This is a genomic window from Arthrobacter sp. TE12231 (genome assembly GCF_054062895.1).
In genome coordinates this window covers 448,255-474,473 of record NZ_JBSSFS010000001.1, presented here as the reverse complement: position 1 = coordinate 474,473, position 26,219 = coordinate 448,255, and the positions used below count along the sequence as shown (strand labels likewise).

Annotated in this window: 22 protein-coding genes; 13 read left to right on the top strand and 9 right to left on the bottom strand. The window is 67.4% G+C overall.

What is annotated here, in order from left to right; genetic code table 11:
* Positions 1-112 precede the first annotated feature (112 nt).
* A complete protein-coding gene (locus ACVWYS_RS02085) occupies positions 113-583 on the top strand; it encodes a universal stress protein (RefSeq protein ID WP_344366707.1) in 471 nt (156 codons plus the stop codon).
* Complete coding sequence (locus ACVWYS_RS02080) at positions 580-1,389, top strand: SRPBCC family protein (protein WP_456509291.1); 810 nt, start codon at positions 580-582, stop codon at positions 1,387-1,389. The genes ACVWYS_RS02085 and ACVWYS_RS02080 overlap by 4 nt, the downstream gene beginning before the upstream one ends.
* Positions 1,390-1,461: 72 nt before the next feature.
* Here the strand turns inward: ACVWYS_RS02080 and ACVWYS_RS02075 are convergent, their stop codons facing one another.
* A complete protein-coding gene (locus tag ACVWYS_RS02075) occupies positions 1,462-2,832 on the bottom strand; it encodes a phosphoribosyltransferase (protein WP_116766178.1) in 1,371 nt (456 codons plus the stop codon).
* Between the two features lie 118 nt (positions 2,833-2,950).
* The gene (mgtA, locus tag ACVWYS_RS02070; protein WP_456509290.1) at positions 2,951-5,680 is read right to left on the bottom strand and encodes a magnesium-translocating P-type ATPase; all 2,730 of its coding nucleotides are present in this window, start codon (positions 5,678-5,680) and stop codon (positions 2,951-2,953) included.
* Between the two features lie 250 nt (positions 5,681-5,930).
* On the opposite strand from mgtA, the gene ACVWYS_RS02065 reads away from it, so the two are divergent.
* The gene (locus ACVWYS_RS02065) at positions 5,931-6,665 is read left to right on the top strand and encodes a GAF and ANTAR domain-containing protein (RefSeq protein ID WP_456508282.1); all 735 of its coding nucleotides are present in this window, start codon (positions 5,931-5,933) and stop codon (positions 6,663-6,665) included.
* Positions 6,666-6,691: 26 nt separating this feature from the next.
* On the opposite strand, the gene ACVWYS_RS02060 is transcribed toward ACVWYS_RS02065, so the two are convergent.
* From ACVWYS_RS02060 to ACVWYS_RS02040, 5 genes are all read right to left on the bottom strand, one after another.
* Positions 6,692-7,498, bottom strand: coding sequence for an alpha/beta fold hydrolase (locus ACVWYS_RS02060; protein WP_456508281.1), 807 nt, complete (start codon positions 7,496-7,498; stop codon positions 6,692-6,694).
* On the bottom strand, positions 7,495-9,549 hold the full coding sequence (gene glgX / locus ACVWYS_RS02055; RefSeq protein ID WP_456508280.1) for a glycogen debranching protein GlgX: 2,055 nt from the start codon (positions 9,547-9,549) through the stop codon (positions 7,495-7,497). Before glgX ends, ACVWYS_RS02060 begins: the two co-directional genes overlap by 4 nt.
* Positions 9,550-9,655: 106 nt before the next feature.
* Complete coding sequence (locus ACVWYS_RS02050) at positions 9,656-9,865, bottom strand: hypothetical protein (protein WP_091253059.1); 210 nt, start codon at positions 9,863-9,865, stop codon at positions 9,656-9,658.
* A 165-nt stretch (positions 9,866-10,030) separates the two neighbouring features.
* Entirely contained in the window at positions 10,031-10,444 is a 414-nt protein-coding gene (locus ACVWYS_RS02045) for a VOC family protein (RefSeq protein ID WP_116766183.1), read from the bottom strand.
* A gap of 196 nt (positions 10,445-10,640) precedes the next feature.
* Positions 10,641-11,207 carry a type 1 glutamine amidotransferase domain-containing protein gene (locus ACVWYS_RS02040; protein ID WP_456509289.1) on the bottom strand — a complete coding sequence of 189 codons (567 nt, stop codon included), beginning with the start codon at positions 11,205-11,207 and terminating at the stop codon, positions 10,641-10,643.
* A gap of 175 nt (positions 11,208-11,382) precedes the next feature.
* Between ACVWYS_RS02040 and ACVWYS_RS02035 the strand changes: the two genes are divergently transcribed.
* From ACVWYS_RS02035 to ACVWYS_RS02020, 4 genes are all read left to right on the top strand, one after another.
* Positions 11,383-13,257, top strand: coding sequence for a Na+/H+ antiporter (locus ACVWYS_RS02035; RefSeq protein ID WP_456509288.1), 1,875 nt, complete (start codon positions 11,383-11,385; stop codon positions 13,255-13,257).
* A 170-nt stretch (positions 13,258-13,427) separates the two neighbouring features.
* Positions 13,428-13,664 (top strand): DUF2630 family protein, encoded by a 237-nt coding sequence (locus ACVWYS_RS02030; RefSeq protein ID WP_116766186.1) that lies wholly within the window; start codon positions 13,428-13,430, stop codon positions 13,662-13,664.
* 33 nt (positions 13,665-13,697) lie between these two features.
* Positions 13,698-14,684, top strand: a complete 987-nt coding sequence (locus ACVWYS_RS02025) for a CapA family protein (protein ID WP_456508277.1) — start codon at positions 13,698-13,700, stop codon at positions 14,682-14,684.
* A 128-nt stretch (positions 14,685-14,812) separates the two neighbouring features.
* Positions 14,813-16,057 carry a multicopper oxidase domain-containing protein gene (locus ACVWYS_RS02020; RefSeq protein WP_456508276.1) on the top strand — a complete coding sequence of 415 codons (1,245 nt, stop codon included), beginning with the start codon at positions 14,813-14,815 and terminating at the stop codon, positions 16,055-16,057.
* Positions 16,058-16,111: 54 nt separating this feature from the next.
* On the opposite strand, the gene ACVWYS_RS02015 is transcribed toward ACVWYS_RS02020, so the two are convergent.
* Positions 16,112-17,188 carry an LLM class flavin-dependent oxidoreductase gene (locus tag ACVWYS_RS02015; RefSeq protein WP_456509287.1) on the bottom strand — a complete coding sequence of 359 codons (1,077 nt, stop codon included), beginning with the start codon at positions 17,186-17,188 and terminating at the stop codon, positions 16,112-16,114.
* Between the two features lie 191 nt (positions 17,189-17,379).
* Between ACVWYS_RS02015 and ACVWYS_RS02010 the strand changes: the two genes are divergently transcribed.
* From ACVWYS_RS02010 to ACVWYS_RS01985, 6 genes are all read left to right on the top strand, one after another.
* Positions 17,380-19,563, top strand: coding sequence for a transglycosylase domain-containing protein (locus ACVWYS_RS02010; protein ID WP_344366738.1), 2,184 nt, complete (start codon positions 17,380-17,382; stop codon positions 19,561-19,563).
* A 308-nt stretch (positions 19,564-19,871) separates the two neighbouring features.
* Entirely contained in the window at positions 19,872-21,230 is a 1,359-nt protein-coding gene (locus ACVWYS_RS02005) for an ammonium transporter (protein WP_456509286.1), read from the top strand.
* Positions 21,231-21,361: 131 nt separating this feature from the next.
* Positions 21,362-22,807, top strand: a complete 1,446-nt coding sequence (locus ACVWYS_RS02000; RefSeq protein WP_456509285.1) for a S8 family serine peptidase — start codon at positions 21,362-21,364, stop codon at positions 22,805-22,807.
* Positions 22,808-22,911: 104 nt separating this feature from the next.
* A complete protein-coding gene (locus tag ACVWYS_RS01995) occupies positions 22,912-24,267 on the top strand; it encodes an LssY C-terminal domain-containing protein (protein ID WP_456509284.1) in 1,356 nt (451 codons plus the stop codon).
* Positions 24,268-24,397: 130 nt separating this feature from the next.
* Positions 24,398-24,541, top strand: a complete 144-nt coding sequence (locus tag ACVWYS_RS01990) for a hypothetical protein (RefSeq protein ID WP_456508272.1) — start codon at positions 24,398-24,400, stop codon at positions 24,539-24,541.
* A 48-nt stretch (positions 24,542-24,589) separates the two neighbouring features.
* Positions 24,590-25,231: an NADPH-dependent F420 reductase gene (locus ACVWYS_RS01985; RefSeq protein ID WP_344366749.1), complete on the top strand. Its 642-nt coding sequence runs from the start codon at positions 24,590-24,592 to the stop codon at positions 25,229-25,231.
* Positions 25,232-25,355: 124 nt separating this feature from the next.
* On the opposite strand, the gene ACVWYS_RS01980 is transcribed toward ACVWYS_RS01985, so the two are convergent.
* Positions 25,356-26,219, bottom strand: coding sequence for a phosphogluconate dehydrogenase C-terminal domain-containing protein (locus tag ACVWYS_RS01980; RefSeq protein WP_456509283.1), 864 nt, complete (start codon positions 26,217-26,219; stop codon positions 25,356-25,358).

The window sequence follows — 26,219 nt, the reverse complement described above, 5'->3', positions numbered from 1 at the left end:
GGTCCGGCGCCGGCAGTCACCGTTCCACCCTAAGGGGAGCCGGGTGCTCTGCCCAGCCCCGCGTGACTTTCGGCCCTAGGCAGTCCCGGAGGCAGGGGGCAGGCTGGGGGCCATGAACGGTGATCAGCGCATTGTCGTGGGCGTGGACGGATCCGAGTTTTCGACGACGGCGCTCCGCCTCGCCGGGCGCATGTCCACGAGTCTGAACGTCCCGTTGGAGGTCATCACGTGCCTGGGCACCTCCGACTTCTTCCTGGCGTCCCACCTGCCGGAGGAGAGCACGCCCACCACCGCGCAGCTGGAAGAGACCGCCAAACGCCTCGTGGACCAGGCGCTGGAACGGGCCTTCGGGGACTCCCGCCCGGAAGGACTCACGCGCTCGGTCAAGTTCGGGGCGCCGGCCAAGGCCCTCATCGACGAGAGCAAGAACGCCCAGCTGCTCGTGGTGGGCAGGCGCGGGAAGGGCGGCTTCCTCCATCAGGTCATGGGCTCGGTGAGCGGGGCCTGCGTGGCCCATGCCCATTGCCCGGTGCTGGTGGTCGGCCAGAGCGCGGACGACCTGAGGGACCGGACCACGGGATGAACCGCGCCGGCCCCGCACCGGCACCCCGCAGGACCGCCCGTGCTGCCGCAGCGCCGGCTGAGGTCCCTCGCCTGAGCGGCCCGCACCTTCCGGCCCGGATCCGCGGACCGCTCGCGGCGCTTGCGGCGGCGGCGGCGGGTGCCGCGTACGTCCTGGCCGTCCGGCCGAGGCTCCTGCGCTGGGGAGCCACCACCCAGGAGGCCGCCGGGCCGCTGCCCGGGGACGAGATTGTGCCCGCGCCGCGCATGCAAAGCACCCGGGCCGTCACCATCGCGGCCCCGGTATCAGACGTCTGGCCGTGGCTTGTCCAGTTGGGCGCCGGCCGCGGCGGCATGTACTCCTACGACTGGCTCGAGAACGCCGCGGGCCTGGGCATCCACAGCGCGGACAGGATTCTGCCGGAACTGCAGCATCTGGAGATCGGTGACATCGTTCCGCTTTCCCGCGACGGCGGCCTGCCGGTCAGGCTTCTCCAGTCCCGGGCAGTGCTGGGCCTTGGCGGAACCATCGATCTGCGGACCGGGCGGGTGTCACCGGGCGGTCCTCCTCCCGACGGGCCCTGGCTGGAGGCGGGGTGGACGTTCGTGCTGCGTCCTGCGGGCCCCCATGCCAGCCGGCTCGTGTCCCGCACCCGGTACGACTATTCGCCCCTGGCCGCGGGACTGGTGCTCCGCCCGTTGCTGGAGCCGGTGCAGTTCGTCATGGAGCGGCGGATGCTCCTCGGCATCCGTGCCAGGGCCGAAAGCCGGGCCAAGAGCCAGGCAAAGGCCCGCGGCGGGGGTCACGGCAAGGCGCGCGGCTCCTGATTCTCCAAGCGGCTGTGTTCTTCAGGCATCTGTGTTCATCAAACGTCTGTGTTCATCAAACGCCCGTGTTCATCAAACGCCCGCGGCGCCGTCACGCGGTCCGGTACCGTCCGGGGCCAGCAAGTAGTCGACAAACCAGTCCCGGGCCAGGATGGCCGCCGCGGCCAGCGTGCCCGGTTCCTCAAACAAGTGCGTCGCCCCCTGCACGACGGCGAGCTGGTTGGGGCACCGCATCATGGCCTTGGCCTTGCGGTTGAGCTCCAGGACCTCATGGTCCAGGCTGCCCACAATCAGGAGCGTTGGCGCAGTCACGGCGGAGAGCCGCGGGCCGGCGAGGTCGGGCCGGCCGCCGCGGGACACAACAGCCGCGATCCGTGCCGAGGGCTCCGACGCCGCCCACAGCGCGGCCCCGGCGCCCGTGCTGGCACCGAAGTAACCCACGGCGCAGGAGGCCGTGTCCGCCCGGGTGGCAAGCCAGTCGGTTGCCGAGGAGAGCCTGCGGGCCAGGAGTTCGATGTCAAAGACGTTGGCGCGGTTGCGCTCTTCCGCGGGCGTCAGCAGGTCCAGCAGCAGTGTCCCGAGCCCGGCCTGCTGCAGGACCCCGGCCACGTAACGGTTCCGGGGGCTGTGGCGGCTGCTGCCGCTGCCATGGGCGAACAGCACCACGGCCCGGGCCGGCACCGGAAGGTGGAGCTGGGCCTGAAGCCGCACCCCGCGGGACGGAATCTCCACTTCCTCTTCGACGTCGGCGGCGCTGCCCGCGTGGGTGAAGTACGGAGCACGGGACGGCGGCGGCGCGGATTCCAGGCGTTTGGCCGCAAGATCGAGCAGGCGCACCACCTCGTCGTCGTCGGTGGGAGAGAAGTCCCGGTAGTGGTAGCCGACCGCGGTGAACTGGCGCGGCGTTGCCAGGCAGACCACTTCATCGGGCTCGGTGAGGCTGGCTAGGGTATCCGCCGGGGCAACCGGAACGGCAAGGATCACCCGTGCTGCCCCCTGTTTGCGGGCGATCCGGCAGGCCACACGGGCGGTGGAGCCGGTGGCGATCCCGTCGTCGACGATCACCGCGATGCGTCCGGTCAGGTCCTGCCGGGTCCGGCCCTTCCGGAACAGGACCACCCGGTTTTCCAGCACGGCGCGCTCGCGGTCTTCAACTGCCTGGAGTTCGTGGGCGCTGACCCTCGCATGGGCCAGGACCTGCTCGTCCAGGACCTTGGCTCCGCCTTCACCGATCGCGCCCATGGCGAGCTCCGGCTGGTATGGAAGTCCGAGCTTTCGCACCACGATCACGTCCAGGGGGGCGTCCAATGCGGCGGCAACCTCGAAGGCGACGGGGACGCCGCCGCGGGGTAGTCCCAGGACCACAATGTCCTGGCCACGCAGTTCCGCCAGACGCCGGCCGAGCTGCCTCCCGGCGTCGACCCTGTCTTGAAAAATGCTCATGGGTTATGGCTTTCCAGTCGAAATGTCGGCCATCGGCCCCATCAGTCCTGGACCGCTGAAACTGGTGTCCCTGCGGGCCCGGCGAGCCGGAAATGGGCCAGGTGGCCGCTCCCTCCAACTATCCGCCCGGGGCTGTCACCCGGTGAGGGCCTTTGTGCCCGATTTTGCGCCGGCGGCGCCAGCCCGGGCCACGGTTGACGAGCAGCGGGCGGGCCGCCGGGATGCTGAAGCGTGCGGCCCGGCGGGCGATGCGGTGGGTCCGGCCGCGGAGCCGGACGGGACGGGGCGGGAGAGGCTGCTGCGCGGCCCGGGCGTAGAACCAGACTTTGGCCAGTTCAACCAGCACCAGGTACACCGCGCCCATCCCAAGCAAGGCGAGGAAGAACGGCGTCGGCAGCGGATCGAAGCCCAGTACCCCGGCCAACGGCGAGAACGGGAGGTACACCCCGAGGGCCACCACGCCCAGGGACGCGCTCACCAGGCCCACCGACGGCCGGCTCCGGAAGAAGGGTACGCGCCGGGTCCGGATGACGAAGATGATCAGCGTCTGCGTGACGATGGATTCGATGAACCATCCGGCGCGGAATTCGCCGGGAACCGCGTCGAAGACGAAGAGCATCAGCGCGAACGTCGCGAAGTCGAAGATGGAGCTGATGGGGCCGAACAAGAACATGAAGCGCCGGATGAAGCCGATGTCCCAGTGCGATGGGGCCAGCAGCTGTTCCTTGTCCACCCGGTCGCCTGGGATGGCCAGCTGGCCGGCGTCGTAGAGCAGGTTGTTCAGCAGGATCTGGCCGGGCAGCATGGGCAGGAAGCTCAGAAGCACCGAGGCCGTGGCCGCGCTGAACATGTTGCCGAAGTTGCTGGAGGTGCCCATCAGGACGTACTTGATGGTGTTGGCGAAGATCCGCCGGCCTTCCATGACGCCTTCGGCCAGGACCCCCAGGTCCTTGTCGAGCAGCACGACGTCGGCGGCATCCTTGGCGACGTCGGTGGCGCTGTCGACGGAAATGCCGATGTCCGCGGCGTGCAGCGCCAGGGCGTCGTTGACGCCGTCGCCCATGAACCCCACGGCGCCGCCGCTCTTGCGCAGCAGCCGGATGATCCGGGCCTTCTGTTCGGGCGAAACCCGGGCGAAGATGCTCGCCTCGCGCGCGGCGGCGGCCAGCTCGTCGTCGGTCATGGCCTCCACCGCGGGACCACTGAGCGTTCCGCCCGAGAGGACGCCGAGTTCATCGCACACCTTTTCGGCGACCCTGGCGTTGTCACCGGTGGCGATCTTGACCGTTATGCCCAGCGCCTCGAGCTGGTCGAGGGAAGCCCGGGCGTTGGCTTTGGGCCGGTCCAGGAAGATGAGGAACCCGGCCAGGACCAGGTCCTTCTCATCGGCCGGGGTCAGGTCCTCCAGCCCGTCCGCGGGGCGGCTCGCGACGGCCACCACCCGGGATCCGGCGTCGAACTGCTCATTCAGCAACGCCTGTACGTCCGCCGGGGTGTCCGCGCATAACGCGAGGACGTCCTCTGGCGAGCCTTTGGTGATAAGGCGGGCGGGGCCGCCGTCGTCGCTGACCAGCACGCTGGTCCGGCGCCTCAGGTGGTCGAAGTCAATCACGTCCAGGCGCTTGTAGCGGGCCGGCTGGAACGCCGCGGCCTCCGGTGACGCCCACAGGGCGGCGTCCAGCGAGTTCAGGCCCACCGGGGAGGTCTGGGATTCTGCGTAGTCGGCTTCGGTCGCCAGCAGCCCCAGCGTGAGCAGGTCAGCGGGGGCGATGTCCGGGCGGGCGGGCAGCGCGGCCGTGAAGCTGATCCGGCCCTCTGTCAGAGTCCCGGTCTTATCCGTGACCAGGATGTCCATGTCGCCGAGGTCCTCGATGCAGACCAGCCGCTTCACCAGCACCTTCCGCCGGGCCAGTTGCCGGGTACCCGTGGCCAGGCTGGTGCTGACCACGGCCGGCAGCAGCTGCGGGGTGATGCCGACCGCGATCGCCAGCGAGAACAGCAGCGATTCGATCACCGGGCGGTGCAGGAGCAGGTTCGCGACAAAGATCAGCGAGGTCAGCCCGATGGCCACCTGCAGCAGCAGGAAGGAAAAGCGTTTGAGGCCCAGCTGGAACTCGGTCTGGGGCTGCCGTTCGCCCAGTCCCAGTGCGATCCGGCCGAACTCTGCCCGGCCCCCGGTGGCGACCACCACCCCGGTGCAGGAGCCGGACTGGATCACGGTCCCCATGAACAGGCACGACGTCAGGTCACCCAGCGCCACTGCGCCGGTGACCGGGGCGGGGTCCTTGCCGACCGGCAGCGATTCGCCGGTCAGGATGCTTTCATCGCACAGCAGGTCTTTCGCGGTCAGCACTCGCATGTCAGCCGGAATGATCGCGCCGATCCCCAGATGGACGACGTCGCCGGGCACCAAGGCGGTGACCTCGACCTCTCGGGCGGTCCCGTCGCGGACGACGACGGCGCGGTGCGTGACGCGCGAATGCAAGGCCTCCGCAGCGCGTTCGGCCCGGAATTCGTTACTAAATCCGAGCCCGACGCTAACCAGCAGGATCACGCCGATCACGATCGCGTTCGTGGCGTCCCCGAGGAACAGCGAAAGCCCCGCGGTGATGAGCAGCAGGATCAGGATGGGGCTGGCCAGCTGCCGGCACAGCACCGACCACCCGCTGGCCATGTGGGTCCGCACCGCGTTGGGCCCCAGCTCCGCGAGGCGCCTGTCCGCCTCCGCGCCGGTCAGCCCGGTCTCATCCGAGCCCAGCTCTCCCAGCACGGCAGCCACGGGCTGGCCCGCGGCACGGGAAATCGCCAGCGGAAGGGAGTGCGACTCCTTGACGTCGAGCTCTGGCATGCGGCATCCGTTCACGACAATTCACTTAAGGCAAGCCTACGTGCCCCAGCGAAACGGTTCAGCAGTCTGTGACCCCGCGGGCGCCGTCTGGAGCCCCGCGTATCCGGATGTATATAATCTCCCGGTACGGTTTTGCAGCAAGCCGTTGGATTGTTCTTCGATCCGGCCGGCCGCTGCCGTATCCGCCACTTGCCGCGGTGGGAAGCACCGCCGGGTTGTCTTGACCTGAGGGAAACGGCACAACAGAGAAGTGGTCAGCGAGTCAACCGCAAATTCAATAAACCAGCACCTGCATGAACTGGTGCTCAGCAGTTCGGACGTGGAGGAGTTTCTCAGCGAACTCGCCCGTGTGTCCGCGCGCAGCCTCTCAGAGCCCGGGGACGAGATCCTCTGCGGCATCACGCTCCTGCGGCACCGGAAAGCGGCAACCGTCGCCAGCAGCAGCCCCGCCGCGCAGGCCATGGACGAAATCCAGTACGCCTACGGCGACGGTCCCTGCATGACGGCGTCCCGGGAGCAGGAAACCGTCCACATTTCAGACCTTGAACAGGACGGCCGCTGGCCCCATTACGCCGCGACGGTCCACGGGCACGGCTTCCGGTCCATCCTGGCGCTGCCGTTTCTGCTGGAAGGCGAGACCCGCGCCGCCTTGAACCTGTATTCGCACCGGCCGGGCCGGTTCGATCACCGCGCCACGGAACTGGCCCGCGACTTCGTCCACCAGACGTCCATGGCACTGCGCCTCGCGGTGCGGTTCGCTCACAGCAGCGATACCGCGGCCAACCTCAAGGCCACCCTGGAGACACGGACCGGGATCGACGTCGCGGTCGGCATCATCATGGCGCAGAACCGCTGCAGCCAGGACGAAGCGTTCGAGCTCCTGAAGTCGGCATCCAGCGCCCGGAACATCAAGCTCCACGCCCTCGCGGCCGGCGTCGTCGAGTCACTGGGCCAGGGACCCACCCGGACGCACTTTGAGGTCTAACCGCCGGGGCGGGGTTCCCGGGCCGTTCACGCCGGGCCCGGCAGCGTCTCCCCTGCCGCCGCGGGCATGCCCGTGAAAGCCAGAATCGCGTCCCGCACTTCGACCGCCCGGTTGTGCTGCACCACGTGCCCCGTGCCCTGGACTTCCAGCAGCTGCCCAAGGCGTGCGAGTCCGGCCAGCCGGCGGCTCCAGTCCGCGTCCGCCACGGGGTCGTTGGCTCCGCGCACCACGAGGACCGGCGCGGTGACACCGGTGATTTTCTGAGCCATGGGGTACTCCATCATGACCCGGAGTGTCTTGAAGTACCAGGAGGGCCCGCACCGCAGGTAATCGGTGAAGACGAGGGCGTTGGAGGAGGGGCTTTCGTAGAACAGGCAGTCCCGGCCCAGCGCCAGGGCCTGCTGCGCGACGGTGCGGCGCTCGGGATCCACCACCGGCCCCATCAGCACCAAATGCGAGACCCGCCCGGGCTCCTGGAGCGCTGCTTCGGTGGCGAACTGTGTTCCCATCGAGTGCCCAACCAGCACAAACTCGGTCACGCCCAGCTGTTCCATGGCCCCCAGGACGTAGCGGGCGTGCTCGGCAATGGAGAGCGTACGTTCCGGTCTGGGCGTGGCGCCGAACCCCGGCAGGTCAATGGAATAGGTGTCCATAGAGCCGGCAAGAAGCCGATTCAGGCGGCGCAGGTAGCGGTGTGAGGCGCCGATCCCGTGGAGGAGCACGACGGCGGGCGCGGCCGGGCCGCCCCGTCTCCGCGACGCGGCTTCCCGCGTCGCGAAAACGTGGCCGGTATGGCCCGCCGCATGGACTTCCACGCGGACCGGGTCGGTCATGCCCTGCGTGACCGCAGGACGGTGACGGACCGGTCGCGGACGATCAGCGTGCTCACGGGCGATTCGACCTGCTGCTCCGGATCGGTGGACAGCACGAGTTCCCATTCCTGTGCGGGAGCGGCCGGGACGGTGAATTCGACGCCGTTTTCGGCAGCGTTGAGCAGCACGGCGAAGGAATCGGCGCCGTCGTGCTCGAGCACGAAGGCGATGGCGCGGTGATCCGCTGTCCAGTCCTCAGCAGTGAATCCCTCGGCGTCGGCGCGGAGGACCCGGACGGTGTCGGCGCTGCCTGCCTCGGGCGCGTGCCGGAACCAGGCCGGGCGGAGCGCCGGGTTCTCGCGGCGGAGGGCAATCAGCTCCGTGGTGAACCGCAGCAGCCCGTCGTCGACCTTGTTCCAGTCGAACCAGGAGATCTCGTCGTCCTGGCAGTAGGCGTTGTTGTTGCCGCCCTGGCTCCGGCCCATCTCGTCGCCGCCGAGAATCATCGGCACGCCGGTGGACAGGAGCAGCGTCGCGAGGAAGTTCCGGCGTTGCCGGTCACGCAGTTCGTTGACCCCGGCGTCGTCGGTGGGTCCTTCGACGCCGTGGTTGGCCGAACGGTTATCGCTCTCGCCGTCGTTATTGTCTTCTCCGTTGGCTTCGTTGTGTTTCTCGTCGTAGGCCGTCAGGTCCGCCAGGGTGAATCCGTCGTGGGCGGTGATGAAGTTGACGCTGGACACCGGGGCCCGGCGGCTGCCCTCGTAAACGTCGGGGCTGCCGAGGAAGCGCTGGGCGAAGTCGCCCAGGACGTTGTCGCCGCCATGCCAGAATTCACGGGCGTCATCGCGGAACTTGCCGTTCCATTCAGACCAGTCGGCAGGGAAACCGCCCACCTGGTAGCCGGCGGTGTCCCACGGTTCGGCGATCATTTTCACCGGGGCGAGTACCGGATCCTGTTGGATCAGGGTGAGGAAGGCGCTGTGGAGTTCGGCGCTGCCGTCCTGGCGGGTCAGCGTAGTGGCGAGGTCGAAGCGGAACCCGTCCACGTGCATCTCCGTCACCCAATAGCGCAGCGAATCCATGATGAGGCCCAGCGCCGCCGGGTGCCCCACATTGAGGCTGTTGCCGGTGCCCGTCGTGTCGAAGTAGGCCGATTCCTCGCCCTCGACCAGCCGGTAATAGGCCTCGTTGTCGATGCCCTTGAAGGACAGCATCGGGCCCATGTGGTTGCCCTCGGCGGTGTGGTTGTAGACCACGTCCAGAATCACCTCGAGGCCGGCGGCGTGGAGGGCCTTGACCATCGCCTTGAACTCGGCGACCTGCCCTCCGCCGTCGCCGGCGGCGCTGTAGTCCCCGTGCGGGGCGAAGAAGCCGATGCTGTTGTAGCCCCAGTAGTTCCGCAGGCCCTTTTCTTCCAGATGGCTGTCCTGGACAAACTGGTGCACCGGCAGCAGTTCGACGGCGGTGACGCCGAGGTCGGTGAGGTGCTTGATGGCGGCCGGGTGCGCCAGGCCGGCATAAGTGCCGCGGATTTCTTCCGGGACCTCGGGGTGCTGCCGGGTGAAGCCCTTGACATGGACTTCATAGACCACCGTGTCGGCCAGCGGAATCCGCGGCGCGACATCGGGGGTGCCCTCGTCCCAGTCGAAGGACGGGTCTGTCACCACGCAGCGCGGAACAGCCGGGGCGGAGTCTGTGGAGTCGAACTCGGCCGGGTTGTTCAGGTCATGGGCGAAAACCGCTTGGCCCCAGTCATAGCCGCCTTCAATTGCGGTGGCGTGCGGATCCAGCAGCAGTTTGTAGACGTTGTGGCGCAGGCCCGCGTCGGGGTTCCAAGCGCCGTCGACCCGCAGGCCGTAGCGGGTACCCACGGTGACGCCGGGGACGACGCCGTGGAAGACGTGCCCCGTCCGCTCCGGAAGCGTTGTCCGGGTCTCGTGGCCGTCGGCGTCGAAGGTGCAGAATTCCACGGAGTCCGCAGTCCGGGAATAGACGGCGACGTTGGCGCCGTCTTGGCGCAGGGTGACCCCGAGGGGGTACGGGAGGGAACGCGGGGCGGCTGCCGGTGTCATGGGTGCTCGTTTCTCTGCAGAATGGTTACTCCAGTGTAGTAAGCATGCTGACTAGATTGCGGACGCCATGCGAAAGGCCGGACCTGCCGCGGCCGGTTCCGGCCCTTCAGGTCTCCCGTTTGTCCCGCTCTTCGAACTCCTCATCGAGGTCATAATGACGGAATTCAGTCTCCGGATTCGGCTCTCCCTCCGCCACGTACTCGTAGTCGAGCTGGCGCTGGACCTGACTGTCGAGGACCTGGAGGTCCTTGTCCTCGACTTTGCTGAGGTCCTCGGGGAATTCATCGTCCGGGCTGAGGTGCAGCTTCTCGGTCATGGCATGCCTCTCTCGGCCAGGAGGATGGACTCGAATCTGCACTGTCCTGGCCGCCTTCAGGATAGCTCTAACTGCAGGCCGGGCGGAGGCGCCTTGCGCCGTGAACCGGCACCGTCTTTTGGGGCTGTGCGTTCCCTGGGCCCCGGCGCGGGGTGCCGGTCCGGCTCAGGCGACCTCGGGACCGACGTTCACCAGCCAGTCCACCCCGAATTTGTCCTTGCACATGCCGAAGATGTCACCCCAGGGCGCCCTCTCCAGCGGCATGGCGATGGTGCCCCCGTCGGCCAGCTTCTCGAAGTAGCCGCGGAGCTCGGCTTCGTCGGATCCGCTCAGCGACACGGAGAAGTTGTTGCCCGGGGTGTAGTCCATGCTGTTGGGGGTGTCTGCCCCCATGAGCACCAGGCCGCCGTCGGTCCGGAGCTGGCCGTGCATGATTTTGTCCTGCTCCGCCGGGTCCTCGCTGGCGTGGTACTCGGCGAAGGTACTCATCGTCAGCTCCCCGCCGAACACCGACTGGTAGAACGTCATGGCGTCCTTGGCGTTGTCGCGGAAGCCGAGGTAGGGATTGAGCGTGGTCATGCGGGACTCCTTGCTGCTGGGGCGCAGGCCGGGACGGCCGAATCGGCGGTGCACGTTACACGGCATATCCTGCCTCAAAACCGGCGGGCTGGGTAGGCTCCCGGCAGACAACAAAAGAACAGCGGCCGACGGCGGTGCTCACCGCCGTCGGCCGCTATGGCGGGCCGGAACAGCTCCCAGTTCCAGCCGTTGTCCACTAGGCCGTTTGGCCGGCGTGCTCGCCCTCGGCGATTTCTTCCAGGAGTTTGGCGTTGAAGGCCGGGAGGTCGTGCGGGTTGCGGCTCGTCACGAGACCCTGGTCCACCACGACTTCCTGGTCGCTCCAGTTCGCTCCGGCGTTCTTCAGGTCCGTCTGCAGCGTGTGGTACGAGGTCACGTTCCGGCCGCTGACCACGCCGGCATCGATCAGCAGCCGCGGGCCGTGGCAGATGGAGGCCACCGGCTTGTGCTGTTCGAAGAACGCCCGGGTGAACGCCTGGGCGTCCTTGTCGACGCGGAGGTGATCCGCGTTGACCACGCCGCCGGGGATCACGAGGGCGTCGAAGTCGGCGGCATCGGCCTGCCCGGCGGCGAGGTCCACGGCAAACGTCTGGCCCTTCTCGGTGCCGTCATAGCCCTGCAGCTTTCCGGTCTTGGGCGAGACCAGGGTGGGCACTCCGCCGGCTTCCTTCACGGCATTCCACGGGCTGGTCAGCTCCACCTGCTCCACCCCGTCCGTCAGCAGGAACGCGACCTTCTTGCCCGCAATGTTGTGCTCTGACATGTGTCCTCCTCATACCGGGGCGCGGGTCCGGGCGGCCTTGGGCCGCACCGGCGCCCGCACGGGAATCATTGGGCTTGCGGTTTCAACTCTAGGAACCGGCAAAGTAATAAGCAAGCTGATCATGCAATGCGGGGGAACCCTCCGGCAGGCGGCGGCAAGCTGACAGAATGGGCCAATGGAAGTCGCTTACGGGCTGCTGGCCCTGGTCGCCATTGTCTGCGCCGGCAGCGCGCTGGGACGCAAGATCAACGTCTCCGTCCCGCTGCTGCTGGTGCTGGCCGGCGTCGTGTGCTCCTTCCTCCCGTTCGTCCCCACGATCGAGCTGAATCCGGAGCTCGTGCTGGTCGGGCTGCTGCCGCCGCTGCTCTATGCGGCAGCCCTGCAGACCTCGCTGTTCGACTTCGGGTCCAACCGCCGCGCCATCGGCCTGCTCTCGGTGGGCTACGTCATCTTCGGCACCGTCTGCATCGGTTTTGTGGTCTTCTGGCTGTTTCCCGAGATCCCGCTGGCGGCGGCGATGGCCCTGGGCGCCGTCGTCGCACCGCCGGACGCCGTGGCAGCGACGGCCATTGCCCGCAAGGTGGGCATGCCCCGCAGGATTGTGACCATCCTGGAGGGCGAATCCCTGGTCAACGACGCCACGGCGCTGGTCTGCCTGCGCGCCGCCATCGCCGCCATCGCCGGAACGGTCTCGGCCGCGGCCATCGCCGGGGGCTTCCTCCTTGCAGCTGGCGGGGGCCTGGTGGTGGGCATTGCCGCGGCCTTCGTGCTCACCGCGCTCCGCAAACGGATCCGCAACGTGGCCATCAACACCTCCACGTCCCTGGTCGCGCCGCTTGTGGCCTATCTTCCGGCCGAAGCGATCCACGCCTCCGGCGTCCTGGCCGTCGTCGTCACGGGGCTGATCATGGGGACGAAGGCCCCGTCCATGCCGAACGGGGCGGCCCGGCTGAGCCAACGCAGCAACTGGCACACGGTCCAGTTCCTGCTGGAGAATTCCGTGTTCCTCCTGATCGGGCTGCAGGTCCGGACCATCATCGAAGGCGTCCAGGATGACTCGCTGGGGCCGAACCGGATCTGGCTCGGCTGCGCCGTGGTGCTGCTGGCCGTACTGGTCCTGCGCCCGATCTGGGTTTTTCCCGCAACGTACCTGCCCCGGCTCATTCCTGCCGTCCGGCGCAATGATCCCGCGCCGCCCTGGCAATTTGCCGCGATCGTCTCCTGGGCCGGCATGCGCGGCGTGGTGACGCTTGCCGCCGTCCTGGTCCTGCCGGCACAGCTGGACCACCGGTCCGTCCTGATCCTGATGGCCCTCGTAGTGGTGGGGGGCACCCTCACCCTGCAGGGCTTCACACTCCCGGCCCTGGTCCGGGTCCTGCGCGTGAAGGGACCGGATCCGCGCGAAGACGCGCTCAACCAGGCCTCGCTCATGCAGCTGGCCACGGCGGCGGGCGTGCAGCGGCTGCAGGAACTGCGCTCGGACTCCGATCCCCCGGAAGTCGTCGCGATGCTGAAACGGCGCACGCAGGAGCGCGGACTGGCCGCGTGGGAGCGGCTGGGCCGTCCCTCCGCGGAATCCGCCACCCCCAGCCAGCGCTACGCCCAGCTGCGGCTTGCGATGCTCGATGCCGAGCGCGCCAAGGTCCTGGAACTGCGGCGCGGCGGCGCCTACGCCCACGAGGTCCTGGCCGACGTCCTTGACCGCCTGGATGTCGAGGAGTCCATGCTGGACGCCTCACTGGAGGAACCGGACAGCACCGGAGGAGGCGGCGGCGAAGGGATTGCCCGGCCCGGCGGGGTCTGCTCCCACCTGGAATCCGCCCCCGACCCGGTGGTCCCGCCGGATCCCGCCTGCGCCGCATGCGAGCGGGACGGCACCACGCCGGTGCACCTGCGGATGTGCGTGCACTGCGGCAACGTGGCCTGCTGCGATTCCTCCCCGGGAACCCATGCGTACAAGCACTTCCAGGCCACCGGCCACCCCGTGATGCGCAGCATTGAGCCGGACGAGGACTGGCGTTGGTGCTACTCCGACGAACTCCTCGGCTAAGCCACCGGCTTGGCGCGCGCACCGGACGCAGGTGCGCGGTGCCGGCGCCGGCGCCGGCGCCGGCGGGAGCCTCTGTTCACGGCCGCTCCGCCTCCGTAGGCTGGAAAGGGATCTGGCCAGGGACCGCGGAGGTCCCGGGCCCTGCCGCCGTCGGACGAGAAGAGGACACTGTGGACAACCAAGACATCCTGGAACGGATCAAGGCACTGGTGGAGGAAGAACACAGCCTCCGCGAAGACGCAGCACCGCCCGGGGCTCCGGACGTCCTCCGGCTGCAGCAGCTGGAGGAACAGCTTGACCAGTGCTGGGACCTGCTGCGCCAGCGGCGGGCAAAAAAGGACTACGGCGAGAACCCGGACGAGGCGGAGGTGCGGCCGGCCAGCGAGGTCGAGGGCTACCAAAGCTAGCCCTCGGGGCATGAGCTGACGGGCCGGATAGCCATGCAGATCGCGCTGCTGGGAGACGTCATGCTGGGCCGGCTGGTCAACCGCCACCTGGCCACGGCCAATCCTGCCTATCCCTGGGGTGACACGCTGGAACTCCTCCGGGAGGCCGACGTCCGCGTCGCCAACCTCGAATGCGTCCTGGCGTCCGGCGGCGAGCCGGAGCCCGGAAAAATCTTCCACTTCCGCTCCGACCTGAAAAACGTGGACAGCCTGCTCGCCGCCGGGATCGACGTCGTCTCCCTCGCCAACAACCACGTCTTGGATTTCGGCGCGGACGCGTTCCGGGAAATGCTCCCGGCGCTTGACGGCGCCGGAATCCTGCACGCCGGGGCCGGCCCGGACCTGGACGCAGCCCGGCGCCCGGCCGTGCGGCGGGTGGGCGGCACCGCCGTCGGCTTCATCGCCTTTACGGACAACCAGCCCGATTGGGAGGCGGGTCCCTCGGTTCCCGGGGTCTACTTCGTTCCCTTGGACGACGGCGGCGAGCGCGGAGCCGCGCTCCTGGACCTGGTCCAGCGGACCAAGGCCCGCGTCCAGCTCCTCATTGTGTCGGCCCACTGGGGAGGCAATTGGGGCTCGGACGCCCCGGTGCGGCATCAGGACCTCGCGCGCGACCTCATCGATGCCGGCGCCGACGTCGTGTTCGGCCACTCCCCGCATGTCTTCCGGGGCGTGGGGATCCACCGGGACCGTCCGATCATCTACAGCGCCGGGGATTTCGTTGACGATTACGCCGTGGACCCCGTCGAGCGCAATGACCAGTCCTTCCTCTTCGTACTCGTCACAGGGGACAACCAACCCCGCACGCTGCGGCTGTACCCCACCGTCATCGCCGGATTTCAGGCCCGCCTGGCCCGGGGGTCGGCGGCCGATATTGCCGCCCGGATGCAGCGGCTGAACCAGCATCTGGGCACGCGAAGCACCTGGAACGCGTCCGCCCGCTGCCTTGAAATCCCGCTCAGTCAGCAACTCCGGCCCTAACCGTCCAGGTCCCGGGGTGCAAACCCAAGAATTTTCTAACCCCCTCTTGCTACTGTCCGCTTGTTAAGGCCGTGTCACCCGGCCGGCCACGGATGCGAAAGTGAGAAAGCATCATGGGGAATCACGCCATGACGCCTCAGCAAGCCCGGACGGGACCGTTGTTCTGGCCGCGGTGGATTTTGCTGTTGATGGTGATGGGGCTGGTCGCGGCCTTGGCCCCGATCTTCATCCTCTCGGGGTCGGCCACCGCCACGGCGCCGGCCAAGGGGCACTATGTTCCGCAAACGCGCACATACTTCATCGGCGCGGATGAGGTCGACTGGAACTACGCGCCGACCGGCAGCAACCAGATCACGGGTGAGCCGTTTGACGCGGCTGCCGCCGTCTTCACTCAGCAGGGACCGCAACGGATCGGCAGCACCTACATCAAGTCCTTGTACCGGGAGTACACCGACTCCTCCTTCAGGACGCTCAAGCCCCGGATCGCGGCCGACCAGCATTTGGGCATGCTGGGGCCTGTCATCCGCGCGGTCGTCGGGGACACGATCAAGGTGATATTCAAGAACAATCTGGACCGCCCCGCGGCTGTCCATGCCCATGGCGTCTTCTATGACAAGGGCAGCGAGGGCGCCCCGTACAACGACGGAACGAGCGCGGCAGATCACGGTGACGACGCAGTCACCCCGGGCACTGTCTACACATATAGCTACAAGGTCCCGGACCGTGCTGGCCCCGGCCCGATGGACGGCAGTTCTGTGATGTGGATGTACCACTCGCACACGGATGAAGTGGGCGATGACTACGCAGGCCTGGTCGGCCCCATGGTCATAACGAAGGCCAGCGCCGCGCGCGCGGACGGCACGCCGAACGATGTGGACCGCGAGTTCTTTGTCCAATTCAAGGTCAGCGACGAGAACGCCAGCCCGTACCTGCAACGCAACATCGCCCGCTTCGCCGGTGACCCTGCGTCAGTGGACCCGGACAATGAAGAGTTCGGCGAGAGCAACCTGATGCACTCCGTCAACGGCTACGTCTTCGGCAACCTGCCCTTGGATGCCATGACCATGGCTAAGGGGGATCGGGTCCGCTGGTACCTGATGGGTATGGGCACGGAGGTGGACCTGCACACCCCGCACTGGCACGGCAACACCGCGACGGCGCTGGGAATGCGCACTGATGTCGTGAGCCTGTTGCCGGCCACCATGGTGACGGCCGACATGGTCCCCGACAACCCGGGCACATGGCTGTTCCACTGCCACGTCAACGATCACATCAGCGCCGGGATGCTGGTCCGCTACCGCGTGAGCGACGCAGCAAACCCTGACAGCGGAAACGGCAACGGCACCGGCGGCCATTCCGGCCACACGCTGTAGATCAGCAGAGCCGGCAGCGGACGAAGCCGGGGTTCGGCCGTCGTCTGCCGGCCCTCAGGCCAGCGTTTCGCCGGGTCGGTGGCCCACAAGGCCGGCGGAGACCTCCCGGTTGACGGCGGGCATGATCTCCGTCGCGAGCAGCTCAATGGACCGGGCCGTCTCGGCAAACGGCAGTCCGCCCAGCCCGATCTGGGCCAAGTACCGGGTGTTTCCCAGCGTCTGGTGGATCTCCAGGAGCTTCTCGGTGACCTGCTGCGGACTCCCGACCAGCAGTCCGCCGCCCGGCTCGGTCCACGCATCAAAAGTGGAGCGGGGGAAGTGGTCCACGGGGCGTGGCATGTTTTGTTCGAAGTAGGCCCGGTAATAGGGGTAGAACGTGTCGCGCGCCTGCTGTGACGTCGGAGCCGTATAGAAGTGGCCGCCGGCCCCCACCGGCAGGGCGCCGGCGTCGTGCCCGGCGGCGGCAGCACTCTCGCGGTACAGCTCAACAAGGTGGCGGAAGCGAGCCGGCCCGGACAGCAGCGCGATGAACAAGGGCAGCCCCAGGCGTCCCGCCCGGGAAAAGCTCGCCGGCGTGCCGCCGACACCTACCCAGACAGGCAGTTTCTGCTGCATCGGGCGCGGGGCGATGTCCATACCCGGGATGCTCTGCGTCAGTGTTCCGGACCACTGCACTGTGGTGTTGTCCCGGGCGTTGTCCCGCAGTTCCAGCAGCAGGCGCAGCTTCTCGTCGAACAGGGCGTCGTAGTCCTCGAGCTTGTGGCCGAAGAGCGGATAGGACTCTACGAACGCGCCACGGCCTGCAATGATCTCGGCCCGGCCGTCCGAGATCAGGTCCAGGGTGGCGAACTGTTCAAAGAGCCGCACCGGGTCTTGGGTCGAGAGCACGGTGACGGCCGTGCCCAGCCGGAGATTGGATGTTTCCCGGGCAATCGCGGCCAGCACGATTTCCGGGGCCGAAAGGGCGAAGTCGCGCCGGTGGTGCTCCCCCAGCCCCAGGAAGGCGAGGCCCGCCTGATCGGCCAGCTTGGCGAGTTCAATGATCTCCTTCAGCCGCTGCTGCGGGGACAGCGCGGTGCCGGTGCGGGTGTTTCGGGAAAGCTCGCCAAAAGTGAAGATACCAAAGTCCATATTTATTGAACGTTCAATCAATTCATTTCATTCCGGCTCCCCGGCTGCCCTGCGGCGTTGCCGGCGCCGCCCGGCAACCATGCGGGCGCAGGCGCCGTCGAACTCTTCAGGTACGCCCCCTTATGCTCTGGCTGAAGGTCCCCATCCGGCGTATTCTGGGCAAAAATCTTGAGCCTGATAGCTGGACCAGAATGGCGCCGAAGAACCGATTACTCGTCCGTTTGGCCTCAACCATGGGCTGGCTCGCCGGCTTCCTGGCAGTGAGCGCACTCTGCGGAGTCCTGGCTGCCGGCCTGGTGATTCCCGGCGTTGCCGCAGCAGGAGCCTCCGTCAGCGGTTCGATCTCGTTCTTCAACAGCCTCCCTTCCGACTTCGCGGTTGAAACGCCGTCGCTCTCCACCAAGGTGCTGACCTCGGACGGGCGCCCCATCGCCACGTTCTACACGGAGAACCGGGTGAAGGTCCCACTCGATCAAATGTCCCCGTTCATCAGGGACGCCATCGTCTCCATCGAGGACAACCGCTTCTACGAGCACTCCGGGGTGGACCTCCGCGGGATCATGCGGGCGCTGGCACACAACCTGACCAGCAACGACGGCCGGCAGGGTGCGTCCACCCTGACCCAGCAGTACGTCTCCAACGTGCTCAATGAAGCGAAGTTGTCCCAGGACAACGGCGATGCGATGTTCCTGAGCGCACAGAAGGACCTGGGCGACAAGCTGCGGGAAATGAAGCTCGCCGTGGAGCTGGAGAAGAGATACACCAAGGACCAGATCCTGGAGGGCTATCTCAACATCGTCTTCTTCAACCGGGACGCCTACGGCATTGAAGCGGCGGCACGGCACTTTTACAGCACCTCGGCCAAGGACCTGACGCTGCCGCAGGCCGCGCTGCTCGCGGGGCTGGTCAACAGCCCCAGCTACTACGATCCCGTTGCGCATCCGGAGGCCTCCCTCGGGCGGCGCAACCAGGTGCTCGACAGCATGCTGCGCCTGGGAAAGATCACCCCCGCGGAGCACGACGCCGCTGCCGCCACCGGCGTGGGACTGTCCGTCACCCCCGGGAAGCAGGGCTGTGCGGCCGCGGACATGGCCCCATACTTCTGCGACTATATTTCGCATCTGATCCTCAACAATCCGGCCTACGGCGTGGACGCCGCCAGCCGGCAGGCCAAGCTCTACCGGGGCGGCCTGACCATCACGACCACACTGGACAGCCGGCTGCAGGCGGCCGCACAGACGCAAGTGGACGCGACCGCCGGGGCCAATCCGGACAAATGGGGCGCTTCGCTGGTCTCCATCCAGCCCGGCACCGGCAAGATCCTGGCCATGGCCCAAAATACGGTGTTCCTTCCCGAGGACGGAAAGTTCGATACCCAGTTGAACTTCAACGTCGATGCAAGGGACGCCAACGGCAACGACCTCAACGGCGCCGGCGGTTTCCAGCCGGGTTCCACGATGAAGCCGTTCACATTCGCCGAGTGGCTCAATGAGGGCAAGTCCCCCACCGCGGTCGTCGACGCGTCCCGGAGGTCATACCCGGTGGGTTTCCGGTGGAGGGACAGCTGCGGCAGGGTTCTCGGCGGCTACAGCACGCCGCAGAGGATCGCCGGGCTCGGCGCGGATGACGACCTCCAGAACAACGATCCCGGCTACTACCGCCCCATGCCCATCAACTACGGGCTATACAACTCCATCAACACAGCGACCTTCGCCGCCGCCGCCCAGTTGGACTTCTGCGGAATCCAGAAGATGGTCAACGCGGCGGGACTTCACAGCGGCCTGGACAACGCTCCGATCAACATGCACCAACTGGGCAACCTGCTCGGCGCCATCGGCGTTTCACCCCTCAACCTGATCACCGGATTCGCCACGTTCGCCAACGACGGCAGATACTGCGCGCCGATCGCCATCCTGGAGGTGAGGGATGCCGCCGGAAAGAAGCTCCCGGCCCAGACCAGCGACTGCCGGAACACCATCAAGCCCGAGGTCGCCCGGGGTGTCAACGCCGTGCTGCAGGACGTGCTGAAACGCGGCTCCGGCGTATACATCAATCCCAAGGTCCAGAGCCGGTTCCCCGTGGCGGCCAAAACCGGCACGTCCAACACCAACGGCTCAACCTGGGTTGTCGGCTACACCACCGGACTCGCCACCGCGTCCTACTTCGGCGACACGCTGGAAGGCCAGAAGCGGCCGGGCCGGAACATCACGATCAACGGCAAGTTCTACAAGGCAATCGACGGCTACATGCTGGCCGGTCCGCAGTGGGCGAACTACATGATGGACGCGGCCGGGCTCTACCCGGCTGCCGTTTTCCCTGCCCCGCCTGACTCCAAGCCCAAGCCGCCCAGCGCGTCTCCCAGGCCCTCCCGCTGAGGCCCGGCGCCGCCAAAAATCCGCCGCGGACGGCATCTCACAGCCCGCAGCCACAGGGTGTCCCCACAGCCCCGCCATTCCGCCCCGCCGGCGCTGGCGGAACAGACAGCAGCGGCCGGGGCAAGAGGCCGCGTTTACATTCCTGAAACATGGCGGTCACGCGATCTTCACGCCACCGCCATTCCTGTAACCTGCCCGCAACTTTTCGCCCCATTGCCCGAAACATGCCTCCGCGAGGATTAAATCCGGATCGGGGGGCCGGCGGCAACGTGTCCCGGTACGACAGACTTACGAGGAGGGACCCGCCGGTGGAACTCACTGCTGGAAGCGTCTGGATGATTGTGTCGGCAGCGCTCGTTCTGCTGATGACCCCGGCATTGGGCCTCTTCTACGGCGGCATGACCCGGGCCAAGGCCTCGCTCAACATGATGATGATGAGCTTCATTTCCATCGGGATCGTCGGCGTCGTCTGGGTCCTCTGGGGTTACTCGATGAGCACCGGCAAAGGCGTCCTCGGTGTGTTCGGCAACCCGTTCGCCAACTTCGGCCTGAGCAACATCATCGGTTCGCCGGACTTGATCAAGGCCGGATACAGCGCCACCTTCGCCATCATCACCGTGGCCCTCATCAGCGGCGCCATCGCGGACCGCACCAAGTTCACCTCCTGGGCGCTCTTCGTTCCCATCTGGATCACCCTCGTCTACTGCCCGCTGGCCTTCATGGTCTGGGGCGGCGGCCTCATGAGTGCCGGCGGTGCCGTCAGCGCCGTCTTCGGCCAGGTCATCGACTTCGCCGGCGGCACTGTGGTGGAAATCGCGTCCGGAACCGCGGCACTGGTGCTGGTCCTGATCCTGGGCAACCGGCACGGCTTCGGCAAGGACCCCGGCCACCGCCCCCATAACATCCCCTTCATCATGCTGGGCGCTGGCATCCTCTGGTTCGGCTGGTTCGGCTTCAACGCCGGCGCTGCCACCACCGTGCAGCAGGCCGGGCTGATCTGGGTGAACACCCTGGCGGCCCCCGCCGCGGCCATGATCAGCTGGTTGGTCACGGAAAAGATCCGGCATGGCCACCCCACTTCCCTGGGCTCCGCATCCGGCGCCGTCGCCGGCCTGGTGGCCATCACGCCGTCGTGCGCCAACATCAGCCCGCTCGCCGCGCTCGGCCTGGGCTTCGTCGCCGGTGCAGCCTGCGCGGTGTTCGTGGACCTGAAGGTCAAGTTCGGCTTCGATGACTCGCTCGACGTCGTCGGCGTGCACCTCGGCGGCGGCCTCATCGGCACCCTCGCGCTGGGCTTCATCGCCCTCCCGGTGAACGGCGCGGGCGGCGGCCTGTTCTACGGCGGCGGCCTGCACCAGGTGATCGCGCAGGTCGTGGCGGTCCTCATCACAGTGGCGGTGTCCGGACTCGGGACCGCGGTAATCGGCCTCGCCATCCACAAAACGCTTGGATTCCGGGTCAGCCACGAGGACGAACTCGCCGGAGTCGACCGGTCCGAGCACGCCGAGACCGCCTACGCCTTTGCCGAACTCGGTTTCAGCCGGTTCAACCCGTTCGGCCACCATGTCCGTGCCGCCCACGCTGTGCACGCCGCGACGGCCGCCCACGCCACCGCCCGCACGACGGAAGATCGGCTGGCCCCTGTGAAGGAAGACAGCCTCGTCTGAGGCGGCCGCTGCTAGTGCGCCGGACGGCGGCACAAGTTTTTCCAAAGGTCCCTGTGTCTCGCAGGGTCTGAGGCCTAAGATGTTGGGCGGGGGGCACTCGAATTAGCGAACTCGCTTAATGGGAGGCCACGATGTTCAGCCAAGCCGGCCGCAAGGCACCAAAATCGAAGCTAACATCGGCGGCGCGGGTCCCGCGCAAACACCGGCGGGGCCCCCTTTCCAGACCGGACACACTCAGGTTCCGGCGCGCCCTCGCCGCTATTGCCGCCTTTGCGCTGGTCACCGCCGGCGGTCTGGCGGCGGCAGTCCCCTCGGCCGCAGCCGAGACCGGGCAAAACTACATTGTGGTGCTCAAGGACGGCGTCGTGGACGCCGGAGCCGCGGCGACCGCCCAGCAAAGCGCCTACGGATTTACGGCGTCAAAGGTCTATCGCAGCGCCGTGAACGGCTACTCGGCCACCATGACGGCGTCCCAGGCGCAACGGGTCCAGGCTGATCCAAGCGTCGACTTCGTCACGATGGGCCGAACGTTCCACAAGCCGAGCGATCCGGCGTCCGCGGGCACCCAGCAGACCCCGTTTTGGCGGCAGCGGATCGCCGGGACGGACTCCGATGTCCGGAAGGCCCTCGACAAAGGGCCGGACCGGATCAATGTCAACGTCGCCGTGATCGACAGCGGCATCGATGCCACCCACCCGGACCTGAACGTCAAAGGCGGCGTTGACTGCCAGTCCGGCTCGCCCGTGGATGTGACCCCCGTTGACGTTTTGGGGCACGGGACGTTTGTCGCAGGTGTGATCGGCGCCCGGAACAACCGTTTCGGCGTCGTGGGAACCGCGCCGGGCACCCCGCTGTGGTCCGTCCGGGTGGTTGACGACGCCGGCCTGATCTCCGAGGAAAGCCTGATTTGCGCGATTGACTGGGTGACCTCGACGCACAAGGACGACGACCCGAGCAATGACATCGCCGTGGCCAACATCAGCATCGCCGGCGGCGGCGCCGACACGCCCAACTGCGGGAAGGGCACGGACCCGATGCATTACGCCATCTGCCGTTCGGTCCGGGCCGGCGTCACCTACGCCGTCGCGGCCGGGAACGCCGGGGAGGACTTCGCCAACACCGTGCCGGCCACCTATGACCAGGTTCTGACCGCCACGGCCATGGGCGACTTCGACGGAAAGGCCGGCGGCTTGGCCGCTCCTGACTGCGGCGCAGTGGACTTTGCCAAGTACGGGCAAAAAGATGACCAGCCGGCGTTCTTCTCCAACTTCGCCACCACGAACGATGACAAGGCCCACACCGTCGCCGCCCCCGGAGTGTGCATCCTCTCCACTGCGCCGGGGGGTTACGCCGTGAACCATGGCACCAGCTTTGCCAGCCCGGCTGTGGCCGGGTCTGTGGCCCTGTGCATCAGCCAGAAGGAGTGCACCGGCTCAGGCAAGGACGTCATGGAGCAGTATCTGCACCTCACGGCGTCGTACACGAAGCGCCACCACGACTACGGCTTCGGCGGCGATCCCGTCCACCCGATCAGCGGGAAGTACTTCGGCTACCTGACCGAGACGGTGAGCTTCTGACAATCCGGCTGTGAGACTGGGCCGAGGCCGGCTGCCGCGGGGCGGCCGGCCTCGGCCCGGAAACCGGCGCCCGCAGACGACGCCTGCACGCCGGTGCGCGTAATATGGCGGCCATGACCAAGGAAGCGGTTGAGGTCACAGCCCCTGCCGGCACGGTGCCGTACTCGCGGCTGGACACCATGTTCTTCGTGGTGGGCGGCGTCTCGGCCGTCTGGCTGACCTCCCTGCTGGTGCAACTGAGCTTCCAATGGGGCTGGGCGCAGGTCTGGTTCCTCTTCATCTTCTGGGGCCTGCTCGCCTATCTGGTGCTCCCCCGGCTCCACCGCATCCTGACCCGCCTGTATGTTCCCGATTACTTCATCGGCCGGGCGCGCACCAGCGACGGGCTGCTGGGCGACCCCGTGAATGTGGCTTTGCTGGGATCGGAACCGCAGGTGCATCGGGTGATGCAGACAGCAGGCTGGACCCTGGCCGACGACGTGACGCTGGCCAGCAGCCGTCGCATCGTCACCTCCACGCTCCTGCGCCGCAGCTACCTCGAAGCCCCGGTGAGTCCCCTGTTCCTGTTCGGCCGCCAGCAGGATTTTGCCTATCAGGAGGAAGTCGACGGCACGCCGGGCAAGCGCCACCACGTCCGCTTCTGGCGGTGCCCACCCGGCTGGCTGCTCCCCGGCGGGCTGGCCGTCGACTGGCTGGCCGCCGGAACGTATGACCGCAGCGTCGGGCTCTCCCTGTTTACTCTGCAGATCACCCACAAGATCGACGAGCACACCGACGTCGAACGCGACCACGTTGTCGCAGCCATCACCGGGGCCGACCCTGGTGCCGAGGTCCGCGTGATCCGCGACTTTTCGACCGGGTACCATGCCCGCAACGGCGGAGGCGACACCATCATTACCGACGGCGATCTCCCGATCGTTGATCTGCGGAACACTGGCGGGGCGCCGGCCGAATCCGTCGGATCCGCCACCGACAGCCGGAACAAGCGCCCGGCACCCACGATCGTCGGTGCTGTCTTGGTCGGGGCCCGCGCAGCCGCAGCCGTCCTGCTGGCCCTCTCCCTGGTGCTCTTCCGGGACGCGCACGTGAGCTCGCTGCTGCAGCCCGGAGCCGGGCCGGGGGTCACGGAGGCCCAGGCCGAGGCGGCCGTCACCATCGCGACGGTGATGGTCCTGCTCTTTGCCGTGGTCGAGGTCCTGCTGGCCTGGTTCGTGTTCCTCGGACGGAACTGGGCCCGGACCGTGGCCATGGCCCTTAGCACGGCGGCCATTGGCCTGCAGGCGTTCGACGTTTTCCACGGCGGTCCGGACATCACCCTGCAGTCCAATCTTCCCGGCCTTGCCCTGGACATCCTGCTGCTCCTGGCGCTGTCCAGCAGGCGGTCCCGGGACTATGCCCTGCGCCCGCGCAAGGAACCAAAACGGTATTCCAGTCGTGCCGGCGGCCGGACAGGGAACTGAACGGGCCGTCGTCGAACATTGCCGAACATGCCGGCCGGGATGGATCTTGACATCCCGGAAAGCCCGGGCGCTAGATAAAAGTAGCCGGCAGCGGGCCGTTCACCACAGGATTCGCAGCAGAGGAGCGGACATGACCAAAGATGCACAAGCGACGGAGCGCGTCCACAGCGAGAGCCCCGCCGAGGGTGACGCAACAGCCTCACCCTTTGTCGACCGTGCCCATTCCCAGGACGCGGCAGAAGGGCCGGACATCGACGAGGAACCGGGCGCCTAGCCGGTTATCCGGCGAAATATCTTCGCCCGCATTGGTGTTGGGCCGGACATGACAACTATCGGAATCATCGGTGCAGGACACATTGGCAGCCAGCTCGCCCGCAAAGCAGTTGAGCTCGGCTACGACGTCGTGATCAGCAACTCGCGCGGGCCCGAAACCCTCGCGGACCTTGCGGCGGAACTGGGACCAAAGGCCCGGGCCGCAACCCCGGCCGAGGCGGCAGCGGCCGGCGACTTCGCGATCGTCACCGTGCCGCTAAAGGCGATCCCGGACGTGCCCGTGGAACCGCTGGCGGGCAAGATAGTCCTCGACACCAATAACTACTACTGGGAACGCGACGGTCACTTCCCCGCCCTGGATGCCGGCGAGGCCACCACCTCCGGCCTGCTGCAGGAGCATCTGCCGCAGTCCAAGGTCGCCAAGGCCTTCAACCACATCCTGTTCTCCCAGATCACCACGGACGGCACCCCGGCCGGCACGCCCGACCGCCGGGCGCTGGCCACGGCAAGCGACTACCCGGACGCTGCCGAACTCGTGGCCAGGCTCTATGACGAGTTCGGCTTCGACACCGTCAACATCGGCCCGCTCGCCGAAAGCTGGCGCGTGGAACGGGACCGCCCGGCCTACGTGGCCCGGCAGAACGCCGCCGAGCTCACCGAGAACCTGGCCAGGGCGCCGCGCACCATCTGACCTCCCCGGCGCCGGCGCGGCGCGCGAATTCGCCGGAAGCCTGCGAGTTCGCCGGAACTTTCCGGCGAACGGGCAGCTTTCCGGCGAATTCGGCTGTGGTCGGACCAGGGCGGCTGCGGGCCGACTAGCCCTGGACGGCGGGTTCGAGCTTGAGCATCTTGGCGATGACGTAGTCGAGCTCGGAGTCGTCGAAGATCTTCTTCCAGTCGTCCTTGATGATGGTGTCCTTGCCGTACTGGATGGCGATTTCGCAGGCCTCGGAGAACGGGTTGGAGCCGCGCAGTGCGTTGGTCAGGGCGATCTGGACGTGCCCGAACAGCATGGCCTTGGCGGCTTCCTCGGGTACGCCGGCGGTGTGCACGGTCTCGTGCAGGGCTTCCTTGAGCAGGGTGCCGATCATGCAGGCCACTGTCTCGACCAGGGTGGGTTCGAGGATGGCGAGCTGCTTGACGGTGACCCAGTGGACGTCGATCACGGGTGCGTAGATGACCTTGATGGTGGCCTCGGCGGCGGCGCGGGCGTCCTTGGTGGCGTCCTCGTCGATTGCGGCGACCACGTTCTGCGGGGCGCCCTGGCCGCCGAAGGTGTCGGCCCATTCTTCCTTGGTGGTGCGTTCGAGGAAGACGGAGGGGTGGCACGGGTGGGCGACGGCCTGGACGACGTCGTCGCGCTTGGCGAGCAGGCCCGCGTAGGCGGCGGCCGGGTCGAGGGTGAGCAGGATGGAGCCGGACTTCATCTGCGGGACCACGCCGTGGGACACGACGCCCAACACGGTGTCCGGGACGGCGAGGATGACGACGTCGGCGTCCTTGATGGCGTCCTCTGTGGTGCTGATTTCCCGGCCTTCGGCGCGGACGCGCTCCTGGCCTGCCGGCGAGTTTTCGCTGTAGTGGACGGTGTGGGCGCTCTTCTGGAGGTTGGCTGAAACACGCAGCCCCATTTTGCCTCCGGCTCCGATGACGGCGACGGTCAATTGTTCTGCTGACAT

What these genes read in the sequence shown, in the direction of transcription:
- ACVWYS_RS02085 (WP_344366707.1), top strand. Translation starts at nt 113, where the DNA reads ATGAACGGTGATCAGCGCATTGTCGTGGGCGTGGACGGATCCGAGTTT.
- ACVWYS_RS02080 (WP_456509291.1), top strand. Translation starts at nt 580, where the DNA reads ATGAACCGCGCCGGCCCCGCACCGGCACCCCGCAGGACCGCCCGTGCT.
- ACVWYS_RS02075 (WP_116766178.1), bottom strand. Translation starts at nt 2,832, where the DNA reads ATGAGCATTTTTCAAGACAGGGTCGACGCCGGGAGGCAGCTCGGCCGG.
- mgtA (WP_456509290.1), bottom strand. Translation starts at nt 5,680, where the DNA reads ATGCCAGAGCTCGACGTCAAGGAGTCGCACTCCCTTCCGCTGGCGATT.
- ACVWYS_RS02060 (WP_456508281.1), bottom strand. Translation starts at nt 7,498, where the DNA reads ATGACCGACCCGGTCCGCGTGGAAGTCCATGCGGCGGGCCATACCGGC.
- glgX (WP_456508280.1), bottom strand. Translation starts at nt 9,549, where the DNA reads ATGACACCGGCAGCCGCCCCGCGTTCCCTCCCGTACCCCCTCGGGGTC.
- ACVWYS_RS02050 (WP_091253059.1), bottom strand. Translation starts at nt 9,865, where the DNA reads ATGACCGAGAAGCTGCACCTCAGCCCGGACGATGAATTCCCCGAGGAC.
- ACVWYS_RS02045 (WP_116766183.1), bottom strand. Translation starts at nt 10,444, where the DNA reads ATGACCACGCTCAATCCCTACCTCGGCTTCCGCGACAACGCCAAGGAC.
- ACVWYS_RS02040 (WP_456509289.1), bottom strand. Translation starts at nt 11,207, where the DNA reads ATGTCAGAGCACAACATTGCGGGCAAGAAGGTCGCGTTCCTGCTGACG.
- ACVWYS_RS02035 (WP_456509288.1), top strand. Translation starts at nt 11,383, where the DNA reads ATGGAAGTCGCTTACGGGCTGCTGGCCCTGGTCGCCATTGTCTGCGCC.
- ACVWYS_RS02025 (WP_456508277.1), top strand. Translation starts at nt 13,698, where the DNA reads ATGCAGATCGCGCTGCTGGGAGACGTCATGCTGGGCCGGCTGGTCAAC.
- ACVWYS_RS02020 (WP_456508276.1), top strand. Translation starts at nt 14,813, where the DNA reads ATGACGCCTCAGCAAGCCCGGACGGGACCGTTGTTCTGGCCGCGGTGG.
- ACVWYS_RS02015 (WP_456509287.1), bottom strand. Translation starts at nt 17,188, where the DNA reads ATGGACTTTGGTATCTTCACTTTTGGCGAGCTTTCCCGAAACACCCGC.
- ACVWYS_RS02010 (WP_344366738.1), top strand. Translation starts at nt 17,380, where the DNA reads ATGGCGCCGAAGAACCGATTACTCGTCCGTTTGGCCTCAACCATGGGC.
- ACVWYS_RS02000 (WP_456509285.1), top strand. Translation starts at nt 21,362, where the DNA reads ATGTTCAGCCAAGCCGGCCGCAAGGCACCAAAATCGAAGCTAACATCG.
- ACVWYS_RS01995 (WP_456509284.1), top strand. Translation starts at nt 22,912, where the DNA reads ATGGCGGCCATGACCAAGGAAGCGGTTGAGGTCACAGCCCCTGCCGGC.
- ACVWYS_RS01990 (WP_456508272.1), top strand. Translation starts at nt 24,398, where the DNA reads ATGACCAAAGATGCACAAGCGACGGAGCGCGTCCACAGCGAGAGCCCC.
- ACVWYS_RS01985 (WP_344366749.1), top strand. Translation starts at nt 24,590, where the DNA reads ATGACAACTATCGGAATCATCGGTGCAGGACACATTGGCAGCCAGCTC.
- ACVWYS_RS01980 (WP_456509283.1), bottom strand. Translation starts at nt 26,219, where the DNA reads ATGTCAGCAGAACAATTGACCGTCGCCGTCATCGGAGCCGGAGGCAAA.